Raw genomic sequence first — 21,618 nt, forward strand, 5'->3', positions numbered from 1 at the left:
GCGGAACGCCTGGTACACCAACGATCTCAAGGAACGGCCATGAAGACTCGCTTGCTTGCCTCCGCCGTTGTTCTCGTCGCGGCCCTCCTCGCCGGGTGCTCGGCACAGATCCCCGCGTCGTCCGAGCCGCCCGAGCCTGCCGGGACTCGCACTCCCAGCGAGGATGCCTCGGAGGAGCCCAGCGCCGAGGAAGTCGATGTCGAGGAGACGGAGGAGCCGACCGTCGCTGAGCCGGAGACGAACGAGCGCGGGAACATCGTCAAGCAGATCGGTGAGACCGGGGGCCTTCAGGACCCGGCGACGAACGAGTGGACTCTCGACTTCAAGGTGACCGAGATCGTGCCGAATTTCCAGTGCACGAGCGAGTACTCGGAGGCGCCGGTGAACGGGCAGTTCGTCGCGCTGCGGTTCGAGGTGAACACCACTGCGGCGTGGGACTCCTCGACGATGGGTGACTTCATGATGACGTTCCACGACTTCCAGGTGTTCGACGCGAACAACATGCGGATCAACGATCCGATCGGCAACGCCTACATGTGCCTGAGCGACGCAGAGCAGTTCCCGCAGACGATGGGACCGGCACAGTCCGCCAACGGGACGATCGTCCTCGACGTTCCCGCAGGTACAGGTGTCGTGGCGTACCGACCGGTCTACGTCCAGAGTGGTGGCTGGGAGTGGAGCTTCTGACCGGACATGGATCAGCAGCCTTCTCGGTACTCGTCTCGAGCCACTAGGCTCCAGCCATGGTTGAGAACAAGGGTCGAATCAGCGAACCAGGGAGCGGCAGAGACTCGCTCACGGGGTCTGCTGCCACGGAACGAAAGTCGGTTGACCAGGTGATCGATGCGAAGGGCAAGGGTGGGGGGTCCGGCGACGGCGCCAAGAAGGATCCCGCCGGCAAAGCATGATCGACGGCTGGACAGGCCTCATCATCTTTCTTCTTGCTGCGGCACCTGGGCTCCTCTTCGATCTGAGAGCCCGCCGTTGGAGAGTCTCACCCCACGAGTCGGCGTTCGCTGAGGTCGGACGAATCGCCCTTGCGTCGATCGTGTTCTCGACGATGGGGGCGCTCATCGCTATCAGCGCCTGGTCGCTGCACTCTCGGCTGTGGTTTGATTACGTGCGGTTCGCAACGGACGACGTCTATCGCCTTGAGATGGCTCCACGTGCTCTGGTCCTCGCAGGTGTCGCGACCAGCTTCGCGTGCTTCCTGGCGTTCATGGCGGACCAGCTGTGGAAGATGTGGCGCGCCGGCGACGGCAAGACGCCAAACCTGACCCCCGACCCCGAGTGGCTTATCGCCTTCCGCAAGCAGTGCCCCGATGGGCACGAGCCGTTCGTGAGAGTTGCGATGGACGACGGGACGCTCTGGCTGGGCTGGGTCGGCGCCTACTCGACCGAGGCGGACTCCGAAACTCGTGCCCTCGTGCTGGCTGGCCCGCTAGCTCGCCGCGATCCAGGCAAGAAGAAGGCCGTCAATCTCGATCCAGCGTATGAGCGCGTAGTGCTAGAGGGCGCCCACATCTCGTCGATCGCGGTTCAGTACCTAGAGCCCTAGTTGTCGAAGATCGAGTAGTGACGATCGGGACGGCCCCAGCAATGTAGACGGCATCGGCAAAGCCATATGAAGCGATGGGATGCCGAGTACTAGGACACGTCTTGGGCGATGTGCGCGAGTGTCACGTCGCTCGTGACGAGCAGCGCGCATGACTTGTCGGGATCGCCCGCTCGACCGCCCTTCGCGACGATGCAGCGCATCGTCTCGCCGGCGTCGATGCGCTTGGCGATCCGTGCCGCGTTCTGCTTGTTGACGTACCCGATCTTGCCGTTCCTGGCGTGGATGGCGACGGCGTTCTTGTCGTGCGCGTTCTCCGGTTCGCGCACGAGCTCGAGGACTCGGCCAAGCGGGAGAGCGGCAGCCACGAACGTCGCCTCGTGGTAGGCGCGTCCGCGGAGGCCGAACATGTAGATGCCTATCTTGTAGAGGGCGCGCGAGCGCGGGTTGATCCAGCCCATGCCGGGTGCTTCGAGGACCAGGCGACCGCGTTCCTTGACGAGGCGCAGGTTCGGAAAGGCACCCTCTCGACGGGCCAGCGCCGCCGCTTCTCGCTCGCCCTCGAGGTACTCGTCCCGCCACACCGTCGTGCGCTGAGCGACCGGAGTCGGCGCACTGGGGGCAGGCCGAGAAGTCTGGGCAACCCGGTGGGAACGTCGGGCCGTGACCCGAGCCGTTGGTGCCGGCGCAGGCTTCGGCGGCGTCTCGTCCCGGCGACCGAAGAGCTTCTTGAGGAGTCCCATGGCAGGTGCGGCTCAGCCCCGTGTCAGGTCGCGACGAAGTGCCGGAACGAGTGCGCTGACCCGCCCGTGCTGCTCGCGGTTCGCGCTGCGCGATTGTGGAAGGGTGAGAGTCAGGTCGTCGGCGTAGGTCAGTCTGAGCGAGACCCGTCCTGGCCAGCTCTCCGCCAGGCCGTTCGCGAACGCACTGGTCCCGGTTGTGATCTCGATGGCCGTAAGCGTCGCGCGGTCGCGGACAGAAGTCGTCCGCTCGTCCCGTTCGCGCGCCCTGACGCCGTGAACCTGGATGAGGAGGCTGGTCGAGAGGATGGCGATGTCGACCGTGAAGTCGTCGTCCTCGCCCCCGAGTGTCACGCTCACGTCCGCGAACTCGATTCCTTCACCGTCCTGCAGTGCCAGCGCGATGTCCGAGAGGGCCAGGCCGTACCATCGCGGCTGCCCGTATCCGAACACGTGGGCGAGTTCGGTTGAGCTCTGAGTGATGGCGTCGTTGATGGGTTTGAACACTTCTCTGTGATCCATGCCTGAACACTTCCAGAGCGCCACGATGCGGGGAAGGATGAAAGGCGCGGACGCCCTGCGGGCGGCTCTCTCCCGGAGCGGACCCCCTCCCCAAGCAACCCCCGATCCAACGCCCGGACTCGGAACCGGCCACGACCAGTAGCCCGCCCCGGTGTCGGGAGCGAGCTTCGCGTGGACCCTGGCGACGTCGTGCACTACGAGGCGAGGGTGCCGCGGCCGGTTCCGCGGACTGTGCCACCGGACCCCATCGGTTCACGGCTGAGGGGCAGGAGCGCCGTTGTTTGTCCAGCCTTCTTCCCGGTGTCGGGAAGAAGGCTGAGCGATGGGCTACGCGCCCAGCGCGTACCCCTGTGGGGTACGTCTGGCGTACCCCCCATCGACCGCTCAGGCCCGCCAAGGGGGTGCAGAGTGTGCACACCCTTGGCGAGGCTCAGAGGTCGAGATCGATCCGTCAGACGGACGGAACTCCTGACGAGAGCTCCGTAGGGATGACATCTGGAATGCGTGCGATGAGCTGCAGGTCCTCGCCGTAGTCGGCGAGCGGACGACAGATCCGTGCGGAGTAATACGGCTGGCCCGCTGCCATGTTCGGGCGGAAGCGCCAGGCACGATGCGCGAGGTCTGGTGTGTCTGCCATGCGCAGCCGGTAGTTGGCGGCGTAGGCGATCGCTGTCACGAGCTCATCCCGAGTCGCGTCGCTCCGTAGGAAGAGCGAGAGCCGCTGCCTCGCGACGTTCCAGGTCATCGACCCGATCACGCGAAACTCTCCCTCTCCGAACTTGTCGCCGAACGAGCGGCAGGGGACGTCGTGATCGACCATGCGGAGCCCGGTGCGAGCGGCGAGAGCGTAGGCCTCCTGCGTTGAAAGCGATGGCTTGGTCGCTACAAAGTTCCAGACGACGCTCATCGCTCGCCCCTGTGGCCGCTGACGATCCCGGCGGCCACCTCGAGCGCGTCCGACAGCGTGCGGATTTCCGCGAGGGTGGTCAGGTCGTCGTCGAGGACGTCGATGCGGATGTCCTGCAGCCCGTCATCCTCCCTGCCATAGCGGTACTCGACGGTGAAGATTGAGACGACGTCGTCGATCCGCGCCTCGTGGTGGCGTGTCCAGCCATGCGGGCCGTCCGGCTCCCAGGTGCAGCTCTCGCCTTCCGCACACCAGCCAACGGTGCACTCGGCGGGAGGCTTCGGAATGGTGTTCGTCCTGTCAGGCATGATGATGCTCCTCTCAGATGGGCTCAGTACTGCTGAGGTCATCGGTGACGTCCGTTCTGCGGACGCCATCGGGATGGGGCCGACTCGATCGAGGGGTCATCGGTGACCTGAGTGGTGTCGAGGTCACCGATGACCTACGCACTGCGTAGGTCATCCCGCTCCGCGAGTGCTAGGTGCACCTCGCAGGGCTTCTTCGTTGTATTCCCGGATTCGGGAATAGCGCCACGGCTCCTGCCTCGCGGACGTCCTGGATTCGGGACGAGTGTCTCGAAGGGTCGCGTTTCGAACGCGACCCTTCCGGCGCTCCTCGGGAGTTCCGAAGAGGCGCTGCACAGTTCTCATCGGCGCTAACCGAGGAATCTCGGATTTGCACTAGTACGGGATCCCGTACTAGGTGTGGCGATCGCCGCGCTCACTGGACTCGCTCCGGATACGTCAGGCGCGTCGTCACGACGGGCGTGATCCCGGGCGTCCACCGCACGTCGCACCGGGCAGTGCCGAGGGCGTCAGTGCCGCACGACATGCACGACGGCTCGATCACGAGACCAAGCGCAGGCGAGCTGAGGATGAGCGTCCCGTCCGCGGGCGCTCCACACGAGCACCGGGGATCGGTAGGGTTGTGCCCCACGGTCTGCACCTCTCACTAGGTGCCCGACCGAGGGCCAGGTTCGCGGTTGCCGCCGCTGCCTGGCCCGACCTGCCTGCGGTCGGGCTCTGGGGAGGCCAGTTGCCAACACGTTGCCATGCGCAACGCGAAAGGCCCCCGACCCGGGTTACTTCCCAGGTCAGGGGCCTTCTCTACGTGCTCCCGCGGTAGGACTTGAACCTACGACCGTCCGGTTACACGTCGTCGCTGGTCATCGGCCCGTGGTCACTCGGCCGAGACGTGGAGCGTGCCGCGTGAGCGCGGAGCGCGCCGTCGCGGCGCGACTGATCGCGGAGACGCGGGCGGCAGGGTGGCATGGTGCCGACGTGTACTTCCGCGCCGTGAGCTGCGGCGTACGCCAGGGGTGCGACGAGCGGGCCCTCCGCCTGATCGTCGAGCGCAGCCGCCGGCTCGATGCCGCGTGACGGACTTCACGGCCGGGTCGGTCACGTTCGCCCGCTACGCGCCGATCGGCGCGCGATCGCACAGCGGTACGACCGTCCCATGAACGATGCATGGGGGCTGTACGCCAACGAATACCTCACGTCCCTACGCGCGGCCGGTCGTCGGCCGCTGACGGTTCGGCTGCACGCGCACTACCTGCGCCTCCTCGCCGACCACACGGGCGACCCGCGCACGATCACGCTGCAGGTCCTAGAGCGCGCGCTGTCGCGCCCGGATTGGGCGCCCGAGACGCGGAAGTCCGCGCGGTCCGTGTTCGCCGGCTTCTGCCGGTGGATGCACGGCATGGGCTACCTGGAGGCGGACCCGTCGCGGATGTTGCGTCCGGTACGCGTCCCGCCGGGGCAGGCGCGACCGATCCCCGAGGCGGTGCTGGAGCGGGCGCTGGGGCTCGCCGACGAGCGCGAGCGGCTGATCCTGCTCCTCGGCGCGCACGGCGGGCTGCGGGCCGGGGAGATCGCGACCGTGCACACGCGCGACCTGGTCGACGACGTCCTGTACGTGACGGGCAAGGGCGGGAAGACGCGCCTGGTTCCGCTCGTGGACGACGAGCTCGTGCACGCTATCCGACGTGCGCGCGGGTGGCTCTTCCCGGGCCGCACCGACGGGCACTTGTCGGCCGGGCACGTCTCGGTGCTCATGTCCCGGCTGCTCCCCGATCACTGGACCGCGCACACGCTCCGCCACCGGGCCGGGACGCGCGCCTACGCCGGCACGCGGGACCTGCTCGCCGTCGGCGCGTTCCTCGGGCACTCGAAGCCGGAGACCACGCAGAGGTACGTGCAGCTTCCCCAGGACGCACTACGTGCCGTTGCGCGGGCCGCGGCCGCGTGACGTGAAATCCACAGCCTGTGCAAAAAGGACCACACGGACACCCTGATTTGTCAGCAAACCAGGCGGTGGTTCATCCGATCTTGGAGCCGAGCGACTCGTGGCACATGGTCGCCGCGTCCAGGTACGGGTCCATGTCGTCGGGGTCGAGCGGAGGCGCGGAGGCCATGCACGCCTGGAAACGCTCGTCGTACTCGGCCTGGGATACCTCGGCGCGCCACATGATGAACGCGACGAGGACGAGGACGAACGTGAGGACGGACGCGACGGCGGCGACGATGGGTGCGTAGCGGAGCGCTGTGGTCATGGCGGTCACAGTAGCGGCGCGAGGGCCACGACCGGGTAACCGGTCGTGGCCCTCGTTCGTTCTACCGTTCGCCTCCCCACCGCTCGTAGAGCCGGTCGACGCGGCGGTGGACGGTCCCGAGCCCGGCGCTGACGTCGTCGAGCCGGCGTTCGATGCGGTCGATCGCGTCGCGCATGGACGATCCGTGGTTGGGGGTGACCTGCTGCTCGGTGCGGGCGCTCGACGCGGCGGCCGCGCGGGTCTTGATCCACACGACGACGATCGTCGCGAGCTGCGCGACGACGACGCCGGCGAATCCCCACGAGGCGGTGGTCACTGCCGCGTGGGGTTGTAGCCGAACGCGAGGGCGTTGGCCGCGCCCGATACCGCGGCCGCGACGGCGGCCCACGCGGGTAGGTCGAACGCGAGGAGTGACGGCGCGGCCGCGAGGCCGGCGACGATCCCGACGACGTACGCGACAGTCCGCACGGTGGGCGGGACGACGGGCGGGGTGGTGGTCGTCTCCTGGGTCATGAGGGACGGCCCTCCTTCTCTCAGTAGGTGAGCCCGAGGGCTCGGTGGGTGGCGGGTCCGGCGATGCCGTCCACGGCGAGGCCGGCGCGGAACTGAAACTCGCGCACCGCTGCCTCGGTCTTGGGGCCGTAGTCGCCGTCGACCGCGAGGTGCTTGGCGTACAGCGGGTAGCGCGTCTTGAGCGTGCGCTGCAGCCGCTCGACACGGGTGCCGGTCGAGCCGCGCTTGAGCGCCGGCGACGTCGGGGCCGGTGCCGGCTTCGCGGGGGCCGGCTTCGCGGGCGCGGGGGCCGGCTTCGCCGGGGCGGGCGTCGCGACGCCGCGGGCGAGGGAGTCGAGCCGGGCGAGGTCGAACACACCAGGGCAGGCGGTGTTCTTCCAGTGCTTGTGCGGCACGAGCGGGAGGTCACCGTAGGTGCGGCGCAGGTCGGCGATCACCTCGGCCGCCGTCGCGTAGACGTCGTCGGTCGCGCGCGGGTCGAGCTCCAGCCCGATGGACGTCGCGTTCCCGGTGCGGGAGCCGGCGTGCCACGCGGCGTCGTCGGGGTCGACGATGCACGCGGCGCGGCCGGCGTCGATCACGTAGTGCGCGCTGGAGGTGCCGGCGCGCCGGCAGAGGTGGGACACGACGCCGTCGAACGACGGCTTGGTGGCCGGGTCGCCCCACCAGTGAATGGTGATCGACTCGACGGTGCGGGGCTGCCCGAACCGCGCCCGGCACTTCGCCGCGGGCGTGAAGTTGGGGCTGTCGTGCTCGGTGATGTAGCGGACCACGGGGTGTCTCCTAGGTGGGGTTGCGGGTGGCTAGGGTCATGTCGCCGCCCGGGAAGCGGAACGACACGCGGCGCACGAGCCGGGCGTAGGAGCTCTCGCCGGCCGGTGCGATGGTCACGGTGTCGCCGGGCTTGACCCAGAGGGCAGCCGCGGCCACGAGCTCCTCGGAGCGGCCGTAGGTGATGACGCGACGCAGCACGGCGAGCGCGGCCGCGTTGCGGGTGCTCTGCGACGGCGACAGGAGCGACCCGCGCTTGATCGCGAGCGTGACGCGCGGCGCGACGGCGACGCGGTACGGGCCGGTGGTCTGCTCGGCGTACCCCACGGAGTCATCGCCGTAGCCGAGGTAGACGGCGTTGGCGTAGCCGTCGAACGACAGGACAGGGTCGTAGTCGGTGACGGTCCCGCCGGGGCCGGTGGCGAGCGTGTGCACGGGCGTGCCGGTCGCGGTCGCCCGGGCGGCGATGCGCCACAGCCCGGTCCGGTCGGCGTACCAGATAGCGCCGGCGGCCTCGGTCGCGGCCGACAGCGGTTCGGCGGGCGGCGCGACGATGGTCGGGTCCATGGACCGCACCGTGAGCGGCGTCGCCGGCGAGACCGTGCCGTAGTCGATCGCGCGCAGCGCGGACCAGGCGGACGGGATCACCTCGGGCAGCACGGCGCCCTCCAGGAAGTCGTCCAAGGGCGTCGCCTCGGCGTAGAGCTCGTGGAGCTGGTGTAGGTGCATGAGCGTGTCGAGCGAGTACGCGGTGATCGCCACGGTGCCGTTCTCGGGGATCGGCGCGAGCTCGTGCACGACCAGGTAGGCATGCCACGGGTGGACGTCGAGCACGCCGTCCAAGTACCGGTAGCCGGCCTCCAGGTGGAGGAAGATGCCGGCGCGGGCGTCGAGCGCGCGCACGGCCGCGGTCGACGCCACGGTGAGCTCGACCTGAGTACGCGGGGACAGGGACTCGTCCTCGGTGACGGAGGCGGTGAGCACGTCGAGCGTCACGGGCGACCCGGGCGACGCCCACGGTTGCGCGGTCGCGTCGAGCACGGGCTGGTAGCCGGTCGCGAGGTCCGTGGTCGCGCGGGCGAGGTAGGGGGCGGTCACGACGGCGCCACCTCGACGTACTCGATGGACACGCGCCAGCGTCGGGGCGTGTCGCGCTGGAGGAAGACGACGTCCGGGCCGGGCTCGGGCGAGGTCGTGACGCGGGTCGCGATGTAGTCCATGCCGACCTCGGGGTACTCGGTGTCGACGAGCCGGACGACGGCGCCCTGGTGCAGTTCGGCGATCGCGTGCGCGGCCGCGGCGTCGAGCGTGAAGAGGTCGAGCGTGCCGGAGCGCAGACCGCCCGGCCCGAGGACCGGGATCGGGTCGGGCCGGCCGATCACTTCGAGCGTCGTGTGCCGGGTCGAGACCGGGCCGGCGTACTCCAGCAGGAGCGGAACGTCCTGCTGGCCGGCGTAGACGGGGACGAAGCTCTGCGAGACGGACAGGTCTGGAACGGCCTGCCAGCGGTACGCGATGGTCGGCCATGCGGACGGGGTGCCCCCGTCGAAGTACGGGCGGAGCTCCGTCGTGCTCTCCACTAGTAGGCACGCCACGTCGAGTTGCGCGCCGGCCGACCCGGCGCCGTCGGTCGGTCGGATCGCGAGGCCGGCGTTCAGGGTCCCGGGGGTCGTGTCCTGGTCGAGCGGCACGGAGACGCGCGTCCAGGTGTTCGCGGTGAGTGCAACGGCGGTGGTCGGGCCGTCGAACCAGAACGAGTCGAAGCCGTGCTGGGCGAGGACCTGCACGGTACGGGCCACGCTGGATCGGAGGTACGCGCTCACGCGGTAGACCGTGGATGGCCCGACGGCGGCAGGCAGCGCGAGCGGCTCGCGATACCGGACGGTGTAGGTCGTGCCCGCAGAGACCGTGGAGCGGGTGTACCGGGCGAACCCGGCGCGGCCGTCGGGGCCGTTGCCCGAGTTGCGCACTAACGTTCCTGTGCCGCTCCCGTGGTCGGCCGTGAGCCCGGCTGCGAGGGCCGAGCCCGTGACGGCGCGTGGCGTCGTCGCGAGGTTGGTCCGCACGGTGGGCGCGCCGGGGACGAGCGCGGCCGCGCGGTCGCGCAGGAAGACGCTCATACGGCGATCCTTTGGTAGCTGAAGTTGACGCGGACGGTCGGTGGCCGCACGCTCGCCGCGGCCCGGTCTGCGGCCTGCTGCGCCTGCCAGGAGTCGGCGGACATGTAGAACGGCACGGTGCGCGAGGTCGCCACGGAGTTGAGGACCTGGTTGGTCCAGTCGGTGTTCGTGGCCTGCGCGCGCACGGAGACGTCCTTGCCGCGGATGCGGTCGATCTCGGCCTGGGTGAGCTCGACGCCCTCGGCCTCGACGTCGATCACCTTGCCGTCGGGCATCGCGGCCAACGTGCGGGTCGCGCCGTCGATGGTGACCTCGAACTCCTGCGCCTTCCCGGTGGACTCGGCGAGCGCGCGCGCCTGGTCGGTGAGTCGCTGGTTCGCGATCGCGTCGACCTCGGCCTTCGCTTCTGCGGCCTCGGTCGCGGCGCCGAGGGCGTCGGTGTTGTTCTCGTACGCCGAGGTGACGTTGCCGATCGCGTCGCCGAGCCCGCGCGCCTTCTCGCGCCACTCGTCGGCCTTGGCTGCGGTCTCCTCGGTCGCGAGGCCGTAGTCCTGAATCTGCTGGGCTTCGCGGTCCCAGACCTCGACGGCCTCTTCGGTCGCCGCGGTGTGTGCTTCGGTGACCTCGGTGAGGGCCTTCTGGTCGCCGGCCATGGCGCGCAGCACGGCGCCGCGCTCGACGCCGAGGGCGTTCGCGACCTTCGTCGCGTCGGCCATCTTCTGGGCGTCCTCGGCGAACTCGCCCGCGATGGACGTGATCGCGAGCTCGCGGCCCATCTCGGCGCCGGCCGTGGCGATGTTCTGGAACGCGTCGGTGAACGAGTTCTGGAACTCCTCGGCGCGCGCCTTGGCCTCCTCGATCGCCGGGCCGACCATGAGGTTCATCGCGGTGGCGGCCGCGAGACCTCCTGCGGTGCCGATCGGGCCGCCGAGGGTGCCTACCGAGACGATCGTGTCGGAGATGCCGTCCACGATGGTCTCGACGTCCTCGGAGTCGAAGCCGTCCTTCAAGCCGCGCGCGACCTCGGCGCCGGACTCGGCCGCGTTGGAGACGATCTCCGCCTTGAGCTCGGCGCCGAACACGTCGTCTGCGGTGAGGGCGTTCTCCTCGAACGAGTCGGCGACGGAGCGGGCGGCGTCGTCGAGCGAGTCCGAGATCCCGCGGGCGGCGGCGTCGACGTCGTCGGACGTGGTGCGGGCGTCGTCGCCGACGTCGCGGAGCGCGCGCTGTAGCTTCTCGATCTCGGACGGTCCCTCGCGGCCGATCCGGCGTGCCGCGTCGATGAGGTCGTCACGGGCGCCGGCGTCGCGGAGCGCGTCCTCGACCGTCTGGGCGGCTGCTTCCCAATCGCCGCCCATGGCGTCGGCTTCGCGCTTGATCTCGCGGCGCAGGGACGAGAACTCTTGCTTGGTGGCCCTGGTGTCCGTGTCGACGATGATGCCGAGCTTGAGGTCTGCCACGGGTCACTTCCCTTCGAGGAGCTCGTGGAGCGCGCGGGCGATGGTCTGGGCGTAGGCGGACATCTGCCGGCGGATCGCTTCGCGGCCGTACCGGAAGATCACGCGCCCGCGCCGGTCGCGGCGCGGGAGCTGGGCTTGGGTGTTGCGGGTGACCTGGTGGGTGCCGCCGTTGCGGGACCGTCGGCGGTACGTGGTCGGGGTGTGGCGGCCGTCGCCGAACTCGACGGCGCCCGGGTCGAGACCGGGGATGCGGGGTCGGGTCGCGCCCGTGAACGTCGTGGAGCGGGCGGAGGACCGGACCTTGGTGCCGGCGAGCGCGGCGCGGTCCATGCGGGTCGTGGCGTACCGGAGCGCGCTGGAGTCGGTCCAGATGCGGGCCGCGATGGAGGGCACGTGCGTCGTGAGCGCCGCGCGCACACGGGCGTCCGCGCCCTCCATCTTGGCCGCGCGCTGGTAGAGCTGGTCCCAATCGCGCAGCCGGAGCTTCGCCGGCACGTCAGGCCGGGTACGTCGGGACGGGGTCGGTCGCGCACGCGAGGGTGACGGTGACGTTGAGCGGCGATCCGATCGCGCCGCCGACCTGCCCGGGGACGATCACGACGTCGACGGTCCAGGAGGTGCCCTCCCCGGCCTGCGGCTCGAACGTGAAGGTGAGCGTCTCGCCGGCGTGCTCCTGGAGGAAGCGGGAGAACGAGTCCTCGCTCTTCCAGTCCTGCATGTAGCCGGCCTGGACGTTCCACCCGATCACGGAGACGTCGGAGTGGGTGTTGTTGCCGGCGCCGCGCCAGGTCTGGGTCTGGGTCTGGGGCACGAGCGCGAACGAGTCGATGTGCTTGCGGTAGTCGAGCGCGGCGCAGATCACGGCGTAGTTCTTGCCGAAGATCGGCTCGACCTCGAGGACGGTGGTGGACATGGCTGCTACTCCTTCTTGGCTGCGGCGTTGAGGGTGATCTGGTAGGCGGGGAAGCGGCCCTCGAAGTCGACGCGGGTGGCGGTGGCGATCCCGAGCCACGGGAGGTCGTCCAGCACGCCGAGGACCTTCCACAGGGCGTCTTCGAGCGCGTCCTCACCGCGGGCGGGGTTGGAGTCGCTGGTGAGGACCCAGACCTCCAGCGCGAGGTCCCACACGCCGTCGGGCGACGCGGTCCGGCGCGTGAGGGTGCGCTGGTAGGCGAGGACGGTCGGCTTCGCGACGTGGCCGGGGTCGTCGGTCGGGTAGGGCAGGACGCGGTACGTGGAGGGCAGGCCGGCCTTGAGCGCGTCGTGCAGGTCGGTTCGCGCGCTCATCGCGGGCCTCGCCGGCCGCGGCGCGGGCGCAGGAGGTTCTTCACGGTCCAGTCCATCGGGAAGACGGTGACGGTCATGCCGTCCGGGCCGATCTCGTCGCGGGAGCCGGTGTAGGTGGAGCGCAGGAGCGCGCGTGCCTGGAGCTTCTGGGCGAGCACGAGCCGGGCCGGCGCGACGCCGGGCTCCCCGGCGTCCTCGTCGGGCGGGATGCGCCACGGCACACGCCCGTTGAGGAACTCCAGGCACTGCTCGTGCGCGGCCTCCAGCGCCTCCAGCAGGTCGTCGGTGTCGGTCGTCTCCACCCACGTCGGGGACGTCTCGATCAGGGCGTCGGCGTCGACCCATCCGACGACGCCGAGGGCGTCGGGTGCGGGCTCGGTCACGGTGTCTCCCGGGGTCGCGGTGTCGGGGCGGGAAGCCGGCGCCCGGCCGGGCAGGGGTCACGGCCGGGCGCCGGGGATCACGGGGCCGCGTCCACGACGCGCACGACGCCGCCGGCGTCGTGGCGCATGATCCCGTAGTACCCGTAGACGGCCTCGGTGAGGTTGCCGACGGCGAGGTCCTCGGTGGACACGCGCAGCGGGGACGCGCCGCCGAGCTCGTGGAGCGTGTTGGCGGCGCGCACGCCGACGCGGACCGTGCCGTCGGGGACGGCCGAGGTGCCCACGACGTTGATGCCCTCGATCGCGTTCTGCCCGAGCCCGAGGGCCACCTGGAGGTAGGCCAGGGCGTCGTCGGCGCGGGTGTAGAGCCACTGCTCGTAGAGGTCCTCGCCGAGGATGGCCCACTGCGCCCGGCCCTTCTGGGTGGCCTTGAGGCGCAGCATGCCCTTGACGATCTTGGCGGCGGCCTCGGAGACGCCGGTCGGGACCACGTCGGGGTCGAACTCGACCTCGGTGGACGACGCCGTGGCGAGGAGGTGCGTGCCCACCTTGGCGTCGACCTTGCGCTTGTAGTCCTCGTTGGCGAGGCGGAAGAACGCGGCCCAGAACTCGGGGTTCGGGAAGTCGCGGTGGATGCGGTCGACGTTCCAGCCGGCGGCGATCCGCGCCGCGGTCGCCTCGACGGGCTCCAGGTCGACCTCGTTGGACGGGACCTCGGTGCCACCGCCGGTCCAGTCGCCCACGACCGGGGTCTTCCCGGGGACGAACCGCCAGCCGATGATCTTTCCGGACGTGAGGTCGGCGTGGCCGACCAGGGGCGTGAACTCGGGGACGTACTCGACGCCGGACCAGACCTCGCCGAGGTACTGCGGGACGGTCGTCACGTCGAACGCGTCGGCCTGCGAGACCTGGTCGAGCGCGGCGAGGAGCTGGCGCGGCTCAAGGCCGGCGGACGCGAGGTTGCGGAAGACCTCGGACGCGCGGAGCTGGGTGGTCGTGGCGCTCGTCGTCCGCGCCGCGGCGAGGCTGTCGCCGGGCTTGGTCGCCGGCCGGTTGTGCAGTCGTGCGGTCACGGTCTGGTCCTCCTCGGTGTCGTCCGGCTCGGCGTCCGGCTCGGGGTCGTCGTCGACGTCGGCGGGCGCGCCGGCGTCGGTGTACTCGTAGGTCGTCTCGCGGTGCTCGGTCGTGGTGCTCTGCGATCCGTCGTCGTGCTCGACGGTCGTGGTCGTGTCGGTCGTGACGGTCTCGCCGAAGTCGGACGCGACGAGCTGGGCCGACGGGAACGCCGGCGCGGTGCAGAACCCGGCGCCGGTGAGCTCGCCGGCCAGCAGCCGGCCGCCGCGGATCACGGCGCCGTCGAGCTCGACGGAGATACCGGTCCGCACGCCCTCGGACGCCTCCACGAGGAGGTCGTCACCGGTGCTCGTCGGCAGGACGCGCACGGACGCGGTGAGGCCGGCCGCGGTCTCCTCGACGGACAGGAACCGGGCGGCGGGCCGGGTGCGGTCGTGCTCCATGTTCGCGACGAGCTGCGTGGGGTCGGGCGGGAGTGTCACGACGCCGGCGGACGCGGTGACGCGCCCGACGTTGGTCCGGCCCTGCTCGCCGTAGGGCAGCAGGAGGTAGGTCAGCGTGCGGTCGTCGACGGACGCGGTGAGCAGCCGGCCGGCCGCGCGAATCGAGCTCGTCATGGTGGTCAGTCCTCCGTGATCGGTGCCAGGCCGTCGTCCGGCCGTTCGGCGAGGTCGGACAGGTCGAACGCGACGCGCACGCCGGGCGGCACGACGTCGTCCATGGACAGGCGCGCCTCAAGGGCCATGGCCCACCCGGTCTGCACCAGGTCGCGGTAGTCGGACCGCCCGTTCTCGGTGCTGTTGTAGGTGAGCGACGCCGCGACCTGCGACGCGCCCATGAGGTGCGGGGGCAGCGCGAGGTGGCGCGCGACGTCGAGCACCTGGAAGTTGCGCCCGTTGACGTACATGTCGGGCTGGACCGCGCCGTGCGGCACGAGCTCGTACCCGTAGGGCGTGAACACGACGGCGCCGTTGGGCTGCCGGCGCGCGGCCACGTAGTCATCCACGATCTGCTTGGCCTCGTCGAACGCCTCGGCGGCCTCGGGGTCGGCGTCGGCGTCGCTGGAGTCCTCAAGCTCGATGTCCTCGGTCTGCTTGATCTCCATGACCGGGACGGCGTCCAGGCCCTTGACCCACTGGTCTTCAAGCATCCGGGCGCCGCGGATCGTGCGCCGGCCCGACAGGAGCAGCGGGTCCATGGGCGACTGGAACAGGATCACGTCGAGGTGGTCCTGGACGATGCCGTCGATCACGACCTGGTCGTCGGCGTCGAAGTCCCACCGGTCGAGCGGCACGCGCACGGCGCCGGTGATCGCGCCGACGAACTCGCCCTCGGACGTCGTCCACCCGGCCGTCGCGTCGCGGGTGACGCGCCACAGGGACCAGCCCTCGAAGATCAGGTCGTCGAGCGTGTGCATCGTGCGGAACTGCCACGGGGTGATCCCGCCGGTGTAGGCGAGCCACGCCGGCTGGTCGGCGGCGAGGACCGGGTCCCCGGTTGTCGGGTCGGTCTCGGCGGTGTAGGCGCGTAGCGGCTGCCGGGACAGCGGGTTGCAGATGAGCCAGCGGCCGGCCGCGACGGCCGGAACGGTGATCGCCTCGTCGCGGGTGATCGGCGCGTGCTCCACGCCGAGGATGTCGGCGTAGGCGACGGACCGGAGCGTGTTCTCACTGTGCGGGGTCGCCGGCCGTAGCCGGCTCTTCACGCCGGGCTGTCCCGCGTAGTTCGCGATGCTCTCGACCTCGCGCAGCTTCCGCTTCCAGAACGCCATGAGCCCCAATCGTGCGAACGCCTATGACGCTCGACGAATCACGCGTGCCGGCGGGACCTGTACCTCGCCGTGTTGAGCGCGTCGCGGGCCGACGTCGCGCCGGGGTGCACGGCGATCTCGTGCGCGCGGGCGAGCGCGCGCGAGGCGTCGAGGTCGCCGGCGATCCATCGGCGGTCGCAGACGTCGCAGATGCCGACGACGCACGTCGCGCCCTGGTCGTGCCGGTAGCTCATGCCGCGCGTCCCTTCGTCTCGGTGGGCCGGACCGGGGGCCGGGCGCGCCGGCGGCGCGCGGTCTGCTTGTCGTAGGACCACAGCGCGAGCGCGGCCGCGGTCAGTGGCGTGATCGCCACGGGAGACGCCTTGTGCCCGAAGAGCCGCGCGGACTCGCCCGAGACGTTGCGCCACCCGACGCCACCGGCGGCGATCGTGAGGTCCTTCTGGTCGAAGTGGTGCACGGTGCCGTCGGCGAGCGAGGACACGAACCGCTGGGTGGCGCCCTGCATGTCCTTCATGTTCATCGGCGCGAGCTTCACGGGCGGGCGCCGGCGAGAGATGACGTCGGCCGGGTTCGTGTTCTGCCCGATCACGTCGTAGGCGATCGCCACGCGCGCGTCCCGGGCGACGCGGTACGCCTCGGCGGGGAGCCAGGACACGCCGGTCCGGTGCGCGAGGAGCTCGACGTAGGCGTGGCCGTCGTCGTCGCGCCACGCGCAGGCGAGCGACGCCGAGGACCCGTCCGGCGCGACGTCGAACGCGAGCCCGACCCGGGCGCCACGCGTCGCCGGCATGTCGGCGACGGCCGCGGTCCAGTGCGCGGGGTCGATCGCCGAGACGGACAGGTCCGGGGGCCACTGCCCGAGGTACTCGCGCTGGTAGTCGACCAGCGACAGGTCGTCGAAGTTGCCGCGGATGATCTCCACGGTGGTGAGCGTGCCGACGCCGGGGTGCGCGGCTTCGAGCGTCGCGACGTTGAGCACGGGCTCGTCGTCGGGCCGGGCCGGGTCGATCACGACCGGCTCGGCGTGCTCGGGCGCGGCGTACTCCAGGATCGCCCACGTGCCGGCGCGGCCCTTCTCCAGCGAGGACCACAGGAGGCCGGCGCGGACCTTGCCCGCGGTGCCCGCGACGATGAGCTGTGCCTCGGGCACGGTGTCCATCGTCGGGTTGATCCCGCCGAGGAGCTCGGACGCGATCTCGTCGTCCGTGATCTCCTGCGCCTCGTCCAGGATGATGAGGTGGTACTCCTCGCCGCGGTAGAGCTCCGGGTCGGGCGGGAGCACCATGAACACGGACCCGTTGGCCCACTCGATCCGCTCGCCGCCGTTGGACCGGTAGATGCGGCGGTGCACGTGGTCGCGCGAGCACCCGTCCGGGTTCGTGCGCGACGGGCGCGCGCACGGGTCCCACCGGTCGAGCGCAACGGCCATCTTCAGGAACCGGTCGCGGCCCTTCTTGCCCGACTGCGCCGAGAACGCCACGTAGTAGTCGGCGCGGGTCGCGCACCGCCCGACCGCGAGGGCCAGCAAGCCCTCGGTCTTCCCGGACCGGCGCGGCTCGGTCTTCGCCATGCGACGGTGCGCCGGCAGTCCGTCCGGCCCGACGGCGCCGACGATCCGCCCGAACCGCTCCTGGTGCGGCGACGGGCGGAAGCCGAGGAGGGCGGCGCCGGCGACGAGCTCGGACAGGTCGACGTCGGCGGGCGCCGGCGTCGCGTGCAGCGGGACGCAGTGCCGGCGGCCGCGCGGCTCGCGCAGAGGCGGGACCGGCGAGGCGTCGCCTCCCCCGTGGGGAGAGAAAGTGAGGGGTCGATAGGCGTGGGCTTCCGCGCTCGTCTCAAAAAGGACATTCATCGCGTATCGATGCTCATCGATGCCTCTTACCATCCCCTGATCCCTCGATCCTTCTCGGTGCCGCGCACGGGTGCGGCCGTGCGCGGCTTGGTCGTCGGCTTGCGTCGTGCGTTCGTGATCGCGGCGCCGTCGCGGCCGCCGGCGCGGAAGTTGCAGAGCGCGCACTCGACCCACTGGTTGGCCGGGTCGGTGACCGATCCGCCGGCGTGCCGGGACACCAGGTGGCCCACGGTCCAGCGAGACCGGACCGTGAGCGCGCGGCCGCACCGCCAGCACGGCAGGGCACCCGCGGCGAGGAGCCTGCCGCGCCAGTACGCGCGGGCCGTCGTGACGGTCCGGCCGGACCAGGACCTACCGGCCACCGGTGGCACCTCCACGGCGAGCGCGACGAGCTGCGGCGAGGTCGAGCACGCGGGCGCGAGGCTCGGGCTCGTCGGTGAGGTCGTCGTCGGACCACAGGGTGTCGTCGTGCGCGGCGAGAGCCGCATGGTCAAGGCGAGGGGTCGCCGGCCTCGGCGTCGTCCGGGCTGCTTGTGCGGCTCGTGCCGCACGGGCGAGACGCCGGCAGTACGGGCACACGGACTCACCGGCGCGCGTGCGCCGGTGTCGCTCGTAGCCGTGCTCGCACAGGAGCGGATCGTTCATCGGCGGGTCTTCCTGCGCAGGAGCTCGCGCATGGCGCGAGCCTCGGCCGGAGGAGCAACGTCGGAGGTCGGGAGCATGAGGTCTGCGCTCGATCCGTACCCGCGCGGCGCTTGCGCCGCTTCGGGAACGGCACGCGGAGCGTGCTCCTGAGAGTCTGTAGAGGTGGGCGGGACGCCCGGGCGGGGCTCCAGCCCGCCGGTCCCTCCCCGTAGGGGGGTGGGGTGGGCGCTCAGTTCCACATGGTCTGACCTGCGCGAACGCTGGTTCTTGATCCTCGTCCGGGTGTACTTCGTCTTGATCTCGCGAATGCGAGCGAGCGTCTCGGCGCGGTGCTGCGCCTGGCGCGCGTCGTTGAGCGGTCGCGCGGCCACGATGAGGTCCACCAGGCGCGTCTTGACGATGCGGATCCACCCGGGCGTCCCGTAGCGCTTCGAGGCGGACTCAATCGTGATGCCACCGCGGGTCCACTCGATCACGCCGAGGTCCTCCAGCAGGCGCAGGCAGCGCGCTACCCACTTCGTCGTGAGGCCGGCACGCGCCGCGATGTCGGCCACGGTCGCCTTGCCCGCGCCCGAGCCGAACGGCAGCGCCGCGACGAGCGCGTGCAGCGTCGAGCGCACGCCCTGCATCGAACGGCCGTGCAGCTCACCCCAGCCGGCGTTCTCCAGCGAAGTGACGAGCTGCGTCGTCTTCCACCCGGCGACCGGCACCCGCGGCGCGTCGTCGTAGGGCTTCGAGCGTGCCGGCGGGGCCGGCTTCCGTGGCCGTTGGCGGGCGTACCTGTCCGACCCCAGGGCCGGCTTCCCGAGGCTCATGCCGGGACCTCCATGTACTCGAACGCGGCCGCCTCGAACTCGGCGAACGTGAGGTGTGGGTGCTCGCGCCACCAGGCGAGGAGCTCTTCCGACGCCCACCGCTCCGCGCGGTCGCGACGGCCGATGAACAGTGAGAACTCGTCGACGCCGGCGGCGATCGCCTCGCGGTTGAGCAAGATGCAGTTGCACGCCTCGACCGCGGCCGCGTACTGCCGCTCGCGGTAGAGCTCGTACTCGTCACGGATGCGCCGCCACTCGTCCCGTGCCCACCCGAACGCGCGCGAGCCGCTCACCGGGCCGTCCTCGGCACGCGAGGCGTGTACTCGGGCAGGTGCGCCGGCGGGCGCCCGTAGCGCTCCGTGTACGCCGCGACGTACCGGGCGCGCCGGCGGTCGTCGGGCTCCGTCGCGGCCGTCACGACGCGTACCGGATCGCCGCGCCGTGGGCGCCCGTGCACGCATGGCACGGGCGCTCGCCTGCGGCGCGGTGTCGCTGGTAGCCCTCCTCGGTGCCGGCGCGATCACCGCACTTCGCCGCGAGGGCACGGCGCTCGTCGGGCGTCTTGCCGCCGAACATGCCGTAGCGCTTCGCGCGCGGCTCGACGGCGAGCGCGTCCGCGAGGCACAGCGCGGCCACCGGGCAGCCGGCGCACACCGCGCGCGCCCGCTCGTAGGCCGACGGCACGTCCGACGCTGGGAAGAACACGTCCTCGGCATCCGGCATGTCCAGGCACGCGGCCTCGGACCGCCACGACGCCGTCACGAGGTGCTCCCGTGCGTCTCGCGGTGCTTCGCGAGGACGGCCGGCGTCACGTGCAGCACGCGCGGGAGCTTGCGCGTCTTGCCGTCGCGCGTCTTGCGCACGCCGTTGTCCACGAACGCGGCGTGATGCTCGACGAACCGCTGGCACACGTGGCACCACAGGGCCACGGTCTGACCCGACTCGGGCTGCTCGTCGCTCACCGCCGGCTCCGCTCGTCGAGCTCACGCGCCCGCTCAAGGCAGGCGGCGATCACGAAGCCGGCGAGCACGACCAGGACGACGCTCAGCACGTCGGCTCCACGACGAACTCGACGACGCCGGCGGCCGCGAGCTCGCGCAACGTCCGCACGAGCTCCGCGTGCGCGACCGCCGGCGGAAGCGCAAGCACGTTCGCTCGCGCCATGGCCTCGCGCCATGACCGGTGCCACGCGAGCGACACAGGAGCGCCGTCCTCGTCGTAGCCGTCGCACGAGTACCACGGCTCGGCGAGCGGGTCCGTGAACGGAACCTTCGCCACGGCCGGCTTGCTCGACGAGGCGCTCACGATGCCCTCCGCTCAGCGGCGAGAGCCTCCACCGCGACACGGTCGAAGAGGTAGGCACCGTTCGAGCGGGGGTACTTGTATGTCGGCGCGATCCGACCGGCACGGACCCACCGAACGAGCGTCGACCGGTCGATCTTGAGGACGGCGCACGCTTCCGTGCTCGTCATGTCTCGATGATCTGCCATGCCGGAAGCATCGTGCATTGCACGGTACCTGTCAATGCACGACGGACGTGCATGCCGGTTTCACCCTTGATTCGCCGCTTTGCGCGTGCAATGCTCGTTGCATGAGCATCGACACGGGAACGCGCGTCTTCACCGCGGCCGACCTGGAGCCAGACCTGGCGGACCGCATGCGTAAGTCGCTTCGCCTCACGGGCATCGGCGTCCAGGACATGGCCGATTACCTGGAGGTCAGCAGGAACACGGTCGGGACGTGGATCAACGGGCGGATCACGCCGAGCGCCCAGACCATCCGCCTATGGGCGATGCGGACCGGAGTGCCGTACCGGTGGCTCCGAGACGGAGAAACCCCCGCCCAGGGTGACCCGGGCGGGGGTGAGGGGCTCCCGCGGTTGGACTTGAACCAACGACCGTCCGATTAACAGTCGGATGCTCTGCCAGCTGAGCTACGCGGGATCGATCACGGCCGTCGCGGTGTGCACCGCAGCGACCGGGGAAAACTCTAGCAGGCTCAGAGGGGTAGTCCGGACGCCGACCGGACCCGGCCCTCGGCGGCGTCCACGCGGGCCGTCACCTCCGGGGCCGTCAGGTCGACGCCGGGGTCGGCGACGACCTGCGAGAAGAGCTCGCCCTCCCCGTCCCGGCGCACCGCGACCCGGGCGGTGAGCCCTGCGGCGAACGTCACGGTCTCGGAGAGCACCACCGACGACTGGACGCGCTCGCGCAGCGTCTGGGCGAGCGACGTGCGACGCGGGTCGGCGAGCGTGAGGGTCAGCGCAGGAGCGCCGTCGACCCACGAGACGGTGATCGTGGCCGTCTCCGGCACGTAGCCCGCGCGGTCGACGTCCGACCACGGGCGTCGCGCGACCGTCCTGCCGGTCGCGTCGCTCGTGAGGAGCTCGGTGCGGGTCGCGACCGCCCACGAGCCGTCGGCCAGCTCGGCCGAGGCGAGCACGCGATCGCTCGCCGGGACGTCGAGCGACCGGCGGACCGGGTCGGGCAGGCTGGGACGGCGGAACCAGGACACGTCCCCACCGTAGCGGCTCGAAGGTGGGGGCCGTACGCAGCTCGGTCGACGAGCCCGGTGCTCCTCCGCTGGCCGATCCGCCCGAGAGCAGCGAGCATCCGAGGAGGCGAGCTTCACGGGCGAGGGGGACGGACC

Annotated in this window: 34 protein-coding genes and 1 tRNA gene; 6 read left to right on the forward strand and 29 right to left on the reverse strand. The window is 71.0% G+C overall.

Annotated features, from left to right (window positions below):
• Nucleotides 1-39 precede the first annotated feature (39 nt).
• From ABRQ22_RS06610 to ABRQ22_RS06620, 3 genes are read left to right on the forward strand one after another with little or no spacing between them, the layout of a single operon-like run.
• Nucleotides 40-687, forward strand: a complete 648-nt coding sequence (locus ABRQ22_RS06610; protein ID WP_353708970.1) for a hypothetical protein — start codon at nt 40-42, stop codon at nt 685-687.
• 56 nt (nt 688-743) lie between these two features.
• Nucleotides 744-908 (forward strand): hypothetical protein, encoded by a 165-nt coding sequence (locus tag ABRQ22_RS06615; RefSeq protein WP_167405714.1) that lies wholly within the window; start codon nt 744-746, stop codon nt 906-908.
• The gene (locus ABRQ22_RS06620; RefSeq protein WP_353708971.1) at nt 905-1,558 is read left to right on the forward strand and encodes a DUF6338 family protein; all 654 of its coding nucleotides are present in this window, start codon (nt 905-907) and stop codon (nt 1,556-1,558) included. Before ABRQ22_RS06615 ends, ABRQ22_RS06620 begins: the two co-directional genes overlap by 4 nt.
• A gap of 89 nt (nt 1,559-1,647) precedes the next feature.
• Here ABRQ22_RS06620 and ABRQ22_RS06625 read toward each other — a convergent pair whose 3' ends face one another.
• The 4 genes from ABRQ22_RS06625 to ABRQ22_RS06640 form a co-directional block, all read right to left on the reverse strand.
• Entirely contained in the window at nt 1,648-2,298 is a 651-nt protein-coding gene (locus tag ABRQ22_RS06625; RefSeq protein ID WP_353708972.1) for an HIRAN domain-containing protein, read from the reverse strand.
• 12 nt (nt 2,299-2,310) lie between these two features.
• Nucleotides 2,311-2,841 (reverse strand): hypothetical protein, encoded by a 531-nt coding sequence (locus tag ABRQ22_RS06630; protein ID WP_353708973.1) that lies wholly within the window; start codon nt 2,839-2,841, stop codon nt 2,311-2,313.
• A gap of 427 nt (nt 2,842-3,268) precedes the next feature.
• On the reverse strand, nt 3,269-3,724 hold the full coding sequence (locus tag ABRQ22_RS06635; protein WP_353708974.1) for a hypothetical protein: 456 nt from the start codon (nt 3,722-3,724) through the stop codon (nt 3,269-3,271).
• Nucleotides 3,721-4,032, reverse strand: coding sequence for a hypothetical protein (locus ABRQ22_RS06640; RefSeq protein WP_353708975.1), 312 nt, complete (start codon nt 4,030-4,032; stop codon nt 3,721-3,723). Before ABRQ22_RS06640 ends, ABRQ22_RS06635 begins: the two co-directional genes overlap by 4 nt.
• Before the next feature lie 900 nt (nt 4,033-4,932).
• On the opposite strand from ABRQ22_RS06640, the gene ABRQ22_RS06645 reads away from it, so the two are divergent.
• Nucleotides 4,933-5,103 (forward strand): hypothetical protein, encoded by a 171-nt coding sequence (locus tag ABRQ22_RS06645; RefSeq protein WP_353708976.1) that lies wholly within the window; start codon nt 4,933-4,935, stop codon nt 5,101-5,103.
• Between the two features lie 79 nt (nt 5,104-5,182).
• Nucleotides 5,183-5,974 carry a tyrosine-type recombinase/integrase gene (locus tag ABRQ22_RS06650; protein ID WP_353708977.1) on the forward strand — a complete coding sequence of 264 codons (792 nt, stop codon included), beginning with the start codon at nt 5,183-5,185 and terminating at the stop codon, nt 5,972-5,974.
• 70 nt (nt 5,975-6,044) lie between these two features.
• On the opposite strand, the gene ABRQ22_RS06655 is transcribed toward ABRQ22_RS06650, so the two are convergent.
• The 23 genes from ABRQ22_RS06655 to ABRQ22_RS06765 form a co-directional block, all read right to left on the reverse strand.
• Complete coding sequence (locus ABRQ22_RS06655) at nt 6,045-6,278, reverse strand: hypothetical protein (protein ID WP_353708978.1); 234 nt, start codon at nt 6,276-6,278, stop codon at nt 6,045-6,047.
• 61 nt (nt 6,279-6,339) lie between these two features.
• Complete coding sequence (locus ABRQ22_RS06660) at nt 6,340-6,594, reverse strand: hypothetical protein (RefSeq protein ID WP_353708979.1); 255 nt, start codon at nt 6,592-6,594, stop codon at nt 6,340-6,342.
• Nucleotides 6,591-6,791, reverse strand: coding sequence for a hypothetical protein (locus ABRQ22_RS06665; protein ID WP_353708980.1), 201 nt, complete (start codon nt 6,789-6,791; stop codon nt 6,591-6,593). Before ABRQ22_RS06665 ends, ABRQ22_RS06660 begins: the two co-directional genes overlap by 4 nt.
• A gap of 20 nt (nt 6,792-6,811) precedes the next feature.
• Nucleotides 6,812-7,564, reverse strand: a complete 753-nt coding sequence (locus tag ABRQ22_RS06670; protein ID WP_353708981.1) for an N-acetylmuramoyl-L-alanine amidase — start codon at nt 7,562-7,564, stop codon at nt 6,812-6,814.
• Nucleotides 7,565-7,574: 10 nt separating this feature from the next.
• A complete protein-coding gene (locus ABRQ22_RS06675) occupies nt 7,575-8,660 on the reverse strand; it encodes a hypothetical protein (protein ID WP_353708982.1) in 1,086 nt (361 codons plus the stop codon).
• Nucleotides 8,657-9,682, reverse strand: coding sequence for a hypothetical protein (locus ABRQ22_RS06680; protein ID WP_353708983.1), 1,026 nt, complete (start codon nt 9,680-9,682; stop codon nt 8,657-8,659). The genes ABRQ22_RS06675 and ABRQ22_RS06680 overlap by 4 nt, the downstream gene beginning before the upstream one ends.
• A complete protein-coding gene (locus ABRQ22_RS06685; RefSeq protein WP_353708984.1) occupies nt 9,679-11,142 on the reverse strand; it encodes a hypothetical protein in 1,464 nt (487 codons plus the stop codon). Before ABRQ22_RS06685 ends, ABRQ22_RS06680 begins: the two co-directional genes overlap by 4 nt.
• Before the next feature lie 3 nt (nt 11,143-11,145).
• A complete protein-coding gene (locus tag ABRQ22_RS06690) occupies nt 11,146-11,637 on the reverse strand; it encodes a hypothetical protein (protein WP_353708985.1) in 492 nt (163 codons plus the stop codon).
• 1 nt (nt 11,638) lies between these two features.
• Entirely contained in the window at nt 11,639-12,055 is a 417-nt protein-coding gene (locus tag ABRQ22_RS06695; RefSeq protein WP_353708986.1) for a hypothetical protein, read from the reverse strand.
• 5 nt (nt 12,056-12,060) lie between these two features.
• A complete protein-coding gene (locus ABRQ22_RS06700; RefSeq protein ID WP_353708987.1) occupies nt 12,061-12,429 on the reverse strand; it encodes a hypothetical protein in 369 nt (122 codons plus the stop codon).
• On the reverse strand, nt 12,426-12,812 hold the full coding sequence (locus tag ABRQ22_RS06705; RefSeq protein ID WP_353708988.1) for a hypothetical protein: 387 nt from the start codon (nt 12,810-12,812) through the stop codon (nt 12,426-12,428). The genes ABRQ22_RS06700 and ABRQ22_RS06705 overlap by 4 nt, the downstream gene beginning before the upstream one ends.
• A 77-nt stretch (nt 12,813-12,889) precedes the next feature.
• The gene (locus tag ABRQ22_RS06710) at nt 12,890-14,503 is read right to left on the reverse strand and encodes a hypothetical protein (RefSeq protein ID WP_353708989.1); all 1,614 of its coding nucleotides are present in this window, start codon (nt 14,501-14,503) and stop codon (nt 12,890-12,892) included.
• 5 nt (nt 14,504-14,508) lie between these two features.
• Entirely contained in the window at nt 14,509-15,657 is a 1,149-nt protein-coding gene (locus tag ABRQ22_RS06715; RefSeq protein WP_353708990.1) for a hypothetical protein, read from the reverse strand.
• Nucleotides 15,658-15,695: 38 nt separating this feature from the next.
• Nucleotides 15,696-15,890 (reverse strand): hypothetical protein, encoded by a 195-nt coding sequence (locus ABRQ22_RS06720; protein ID WP_353708991.1) that lies wholly within the window; start codon nt 15,888-15,890, stop codon nt 15,696-15,698.
• Complete coding sequence (locus tag ABRQ22_RS06725) at nt 15,887-17,509, reverse strand: hypothetical protein (RefSeq protein ID WP_353708992.1); 1,623 nt, start codon at nt 17,507-17,509, stop codon at nt 15,887-15,889. The genes ABRQ22_RS06720 and ABRQ22_RS06725 overlap by 4 nt, the downstream gene beginning before the upstream one ends.
• A gap of 26 nt (nt 17,510-17,535) precedes the next feature.
• The gene (locus tag ABRQ22_RS06730; protein WP_353708993.1) at nt 17,536-17,871 is read right to left on the reverse strand and encodes a hypothetical protein; all 336 of its coding nucleotides are present in this window, start codon (nt 17,869-17,871) and stop codon (nt 17,536-17,538) included.
• Between the two features lie 279 nt (nt 17,872-18,150).
• Nucleotides 18,151-18,969 carry a hypothetical protein gene (locus tag ABRQ22_RS06735; RefSeq protein WP_353708994.1) on the reverse strand — a complete coding sequence of 273 codons (819 nt, stop codon included), beginning with the start codon at nt 18,967-18,969 and terminating at the stop codon, nt 18,151-18,153.
• Nucleotides 18,966-19,262: a hypothetical protein gene (locus tag ABRQ22_RS06740; RefSeq protein ID WP_353708995.1), complete on the reverse strand. Its 297-nt coding sequence runs from the start codon at nt 19,260-19,262 to the stop codon at nt 18,966-18,968. Before ABRQ22_RS06740 ends, ABRQ22_RS06735 begins: the two co-directional genes overlap by 4 nt.
• Entirely contained in the window at nt 19,259-19,387 is a 129-nt protein-coding gene (locus ABRQ22_RS06745) for a hypothetical protein (RefSeq protein WP_353708996.1), read from the reverse strand. Before ABRQ22_RS06745 ends, ABRQ22_RS06740 begins: the two co-directional genes overlap by 4 nt.
• Nucleotides 19,384-19,731, reverse strand: a complete 348-nt coding sequence (locus tag ABRQ22_RS06750) for a WhiB family transcriptional regulator (protein WP_353708997.1) — start codon at nt 19,729-19,731, stop codon at nt 19,384-19,386. The genes ABRQ22_RS06745 and ABRQ22_RS06750 overlap by 4 nt, the downstream gene beginning before the upstream one ends.
• Nucleotides 19,728-19,931 (reverse strand): hypothetical protein, encoded by a 204-nt coding sequence (locus ABRQ22_RS06755; protein ID WP_353708998.1) that lies wholly within the window; start codon nt 19,929-19,931, stop codon nt 19,728-19,730. Before ABRQ22_RS06755 ends, ABRQ22_RS06750 begins: the two co-directional genes overlap by 4 nt.
• Before the next feature lie 82 nt (nt 19,932-20,013).
• On the reverse strand, nt 20,014-20,274 hold the full coding sequence (locus ABRQ22_RS06760) for a hypothetical protein (protein ID WP_353708999.1): 261 nt from the start codon (nt 20,272-20,274) through the stop codon (nt 20,014-20,016).
• Nucleotides 20,271-20,441, reverse strand: coding sequence for a helix-turn-helix domain-containing protein (locus ABRQ22_RS06765; RefSeq protein ID WP_353709000.1), 171 nt, complete (start codon nt 20,439-20,441; stop codon nt 20,271-20,273). Before ABRQ22_RS06765 ends, ABRQ22_RS06760 begins: the two co-directional genes overlap by 4 nt.
• 185 nt (nt 20,442-20,626) lie before the next feature.
• Here ABRQ22_RS06765 and ABRQ22_RS06770 point away from each other — a divergent pair, with 185 nt between their 5' ends.
• On the forward strand, nt 20,627-20,878 hold the full coding sequence (locus tag ABRQ22_RS06770; RefSeq protein WP_353709512.1) for a helix-turn-helix transcriptional regulator: 252 nt from the start codon (nt 20,627-20,629) through the stop codon (nt 20,876-20,878).
• Here the strand turns inward: ABRQ22_RS06770 and ABRQ22_RS06775 are convergent.
• Nucleotides 20,840-20,912: transfer RNA gene (locus ABRQ22_RS06775), tRNA-Asn, on the reverse strand. The two genes, ABRQ22_RS06770 and ABRQ22_RS06775, sit on opposite strands and share 39 nt — an antisense overlap.
• Nucleotides 20,913-20,967: 55 nt before the next feature.
• The gene (locus tag ABRQ22_RS06780; protein WP_353709001.1) at nt 20,968-21,483 is read right to left on the reverse strand and encodes a hypothetical protein; all 516 of its coding nucleotides are present in this window, start codon (nt 21,481-21,483) and stop codon (nt 20,968-20,970) included.
• Nucleotides 21,484-21,618: the final 135 nt, after the last annotated feature.

The organism is Cellulosimicrobium sp. ES-005 (assembly GCF_040448685.1).
Classification (GTDB): domain Bacteria; phylum Actinomycetota; class Actinomycetes; order Actinomycetales; family Cellulomonadaceae; genus Cellulosimicrobium; species Cellulosimicrobium cellulans_G.

Bases quoted from the DNA above. Each gene is read 5' to 3' on its own strand.
- ABRQ22_RS06610 (WP_353708970.1), top strand. From the start codon at position 40: ATGAAGACTCGCTTGCTTGCCTCCGCCGTTGTTCTCGTCGCGGCCCTC.
- ABRQ22_RS06615 (WP_167405714.1), top strand. From the start codon at position 744: ATGGTTGAGAACAAGGGTCGAATCAGCGAACCAGGGAGCGGCAGAGAC.
- ABRQ22_RS06620 (WP_353708971.1), top strand. From the start codon at position 905: ATGATCGACGGCTGGACAGGCCTCATCATCTTTCTTCTTGCTGCGGCA.
- ABRQ22_RS06625 (WP_353708972.1), bottom strand. From the start codon at position 2,298: ATGGGACTCCTCAAGAAGCTCTTCGGTCGCCGGGACGAGACGCCGCCG.
- ABRQ22_RS06635 (WP_353708974.1), bottom strand. From the start codon at position 3,724: ATGAGCGTCGTCTGGAACTTTGTAGCGACCAAGCCATCGCTTTCAACG.
- ABRQ22_RS06640 (WP_353708975.1), bottom strand. From the start codon at position 4,032: ATGCCTGACAGGACGAACACCATTCCGAAGCCTCCCGCCGAGTGCACC.
- ABRQ22_RS06650 (WP_353708977.1), top strand. From the start codon at position 5,183: ATGAACGATGCATGGGGGCTGTACGCCAACGAATACCTCACGTCCCTA.
- ABRQ22_RS06655 (WP_353708978.1), bottom strand. From the start codon at position 6,278: ATGACCACAGCGCTCCGCTACGCACCCATCGTCGCCGCCGTCGCGTCC.
- ABRQ22_RS06665 (WP_353708980.1), bottom strand. From the start codon at position 6,791: ATGACCCAGGAGACGACCACCACCCCGCCCGTCGTCCCGCCCACCGTG.
- ABRQ22_RS06680 (WP_353708983.1), bottom strand. From the start codon at position 9,682: ATGAGCGTCTTCCTGCGCGACCGCGCGGCCGCGCTCGTCCCCGGCGCG.
- ABRQ22_RS06695 (WP_353708986.1), bottom strand. From the start codon at position 12,055: ATGTCCACCACCGTCCTCGAGGTCGAGCCGATCTTCGGCAAGAACTAC.
- ABRQ22_RS06700 (WP_353708987.1), bottom strand. From the start codon at position 12,429: ATGAGCGCGCGAACCGACCTGCACGACGCGCTCAAGGCCGGCCTGCCC.
- ABRQ22_RS06710 (WP_353708989.1), bottom strand. From the start codon at position 14,503: ATGACGAGCTCGATTCGCGCGGCCGGCCGGCTGCTCACCGCGTCCGTC.
- ABRQ22_RS06715 (WP_353708990.1), bottom strand. From the start codon at position 15,657: ATGGCGTTCTGGAAGCGGAAGCTGCGCGAGGTCGAGAGCATCGCGAAC.
- ABRQ22_RS06720 (WP_353708991.1), bottom strand. From the start codon at position 15,890: ATGAGCTACCGGCACGACCAGGGCGCGACGTGCGTCGTCGGCATCTGC.
- ABRQ22_RS06725 (WP_353708992.1), bottom strand. From the start codon at position 17,509: ATGAATGTCCTTTTTGAGACGAGCGCGGAAGCCCACGCCTATCGACCC.
- ABRQ22_RS06735 (WP_353708994.1), bottom strand. From the start codon at position 18,969: ATGAGCCTCGGGAAGCCGGCCCTGGGGTCGGACAGGTACGCCCGCCAA.
- ABRQ22_RS06765 (WP_353709000.1), bottom strand. From the start codon at position 20,441: ATGACGAGCACGGAAGCGTGCGCCGTCCTCAAGATCGACCGGTCGACG.
- ABRQ22_RS06770 (WP_353709512.1), top strand. From the start codon at position 20,627: ATGCGTAAGTCGCTTCGCCTCACGGGCATCGGCGTCCAGGACATGGCC.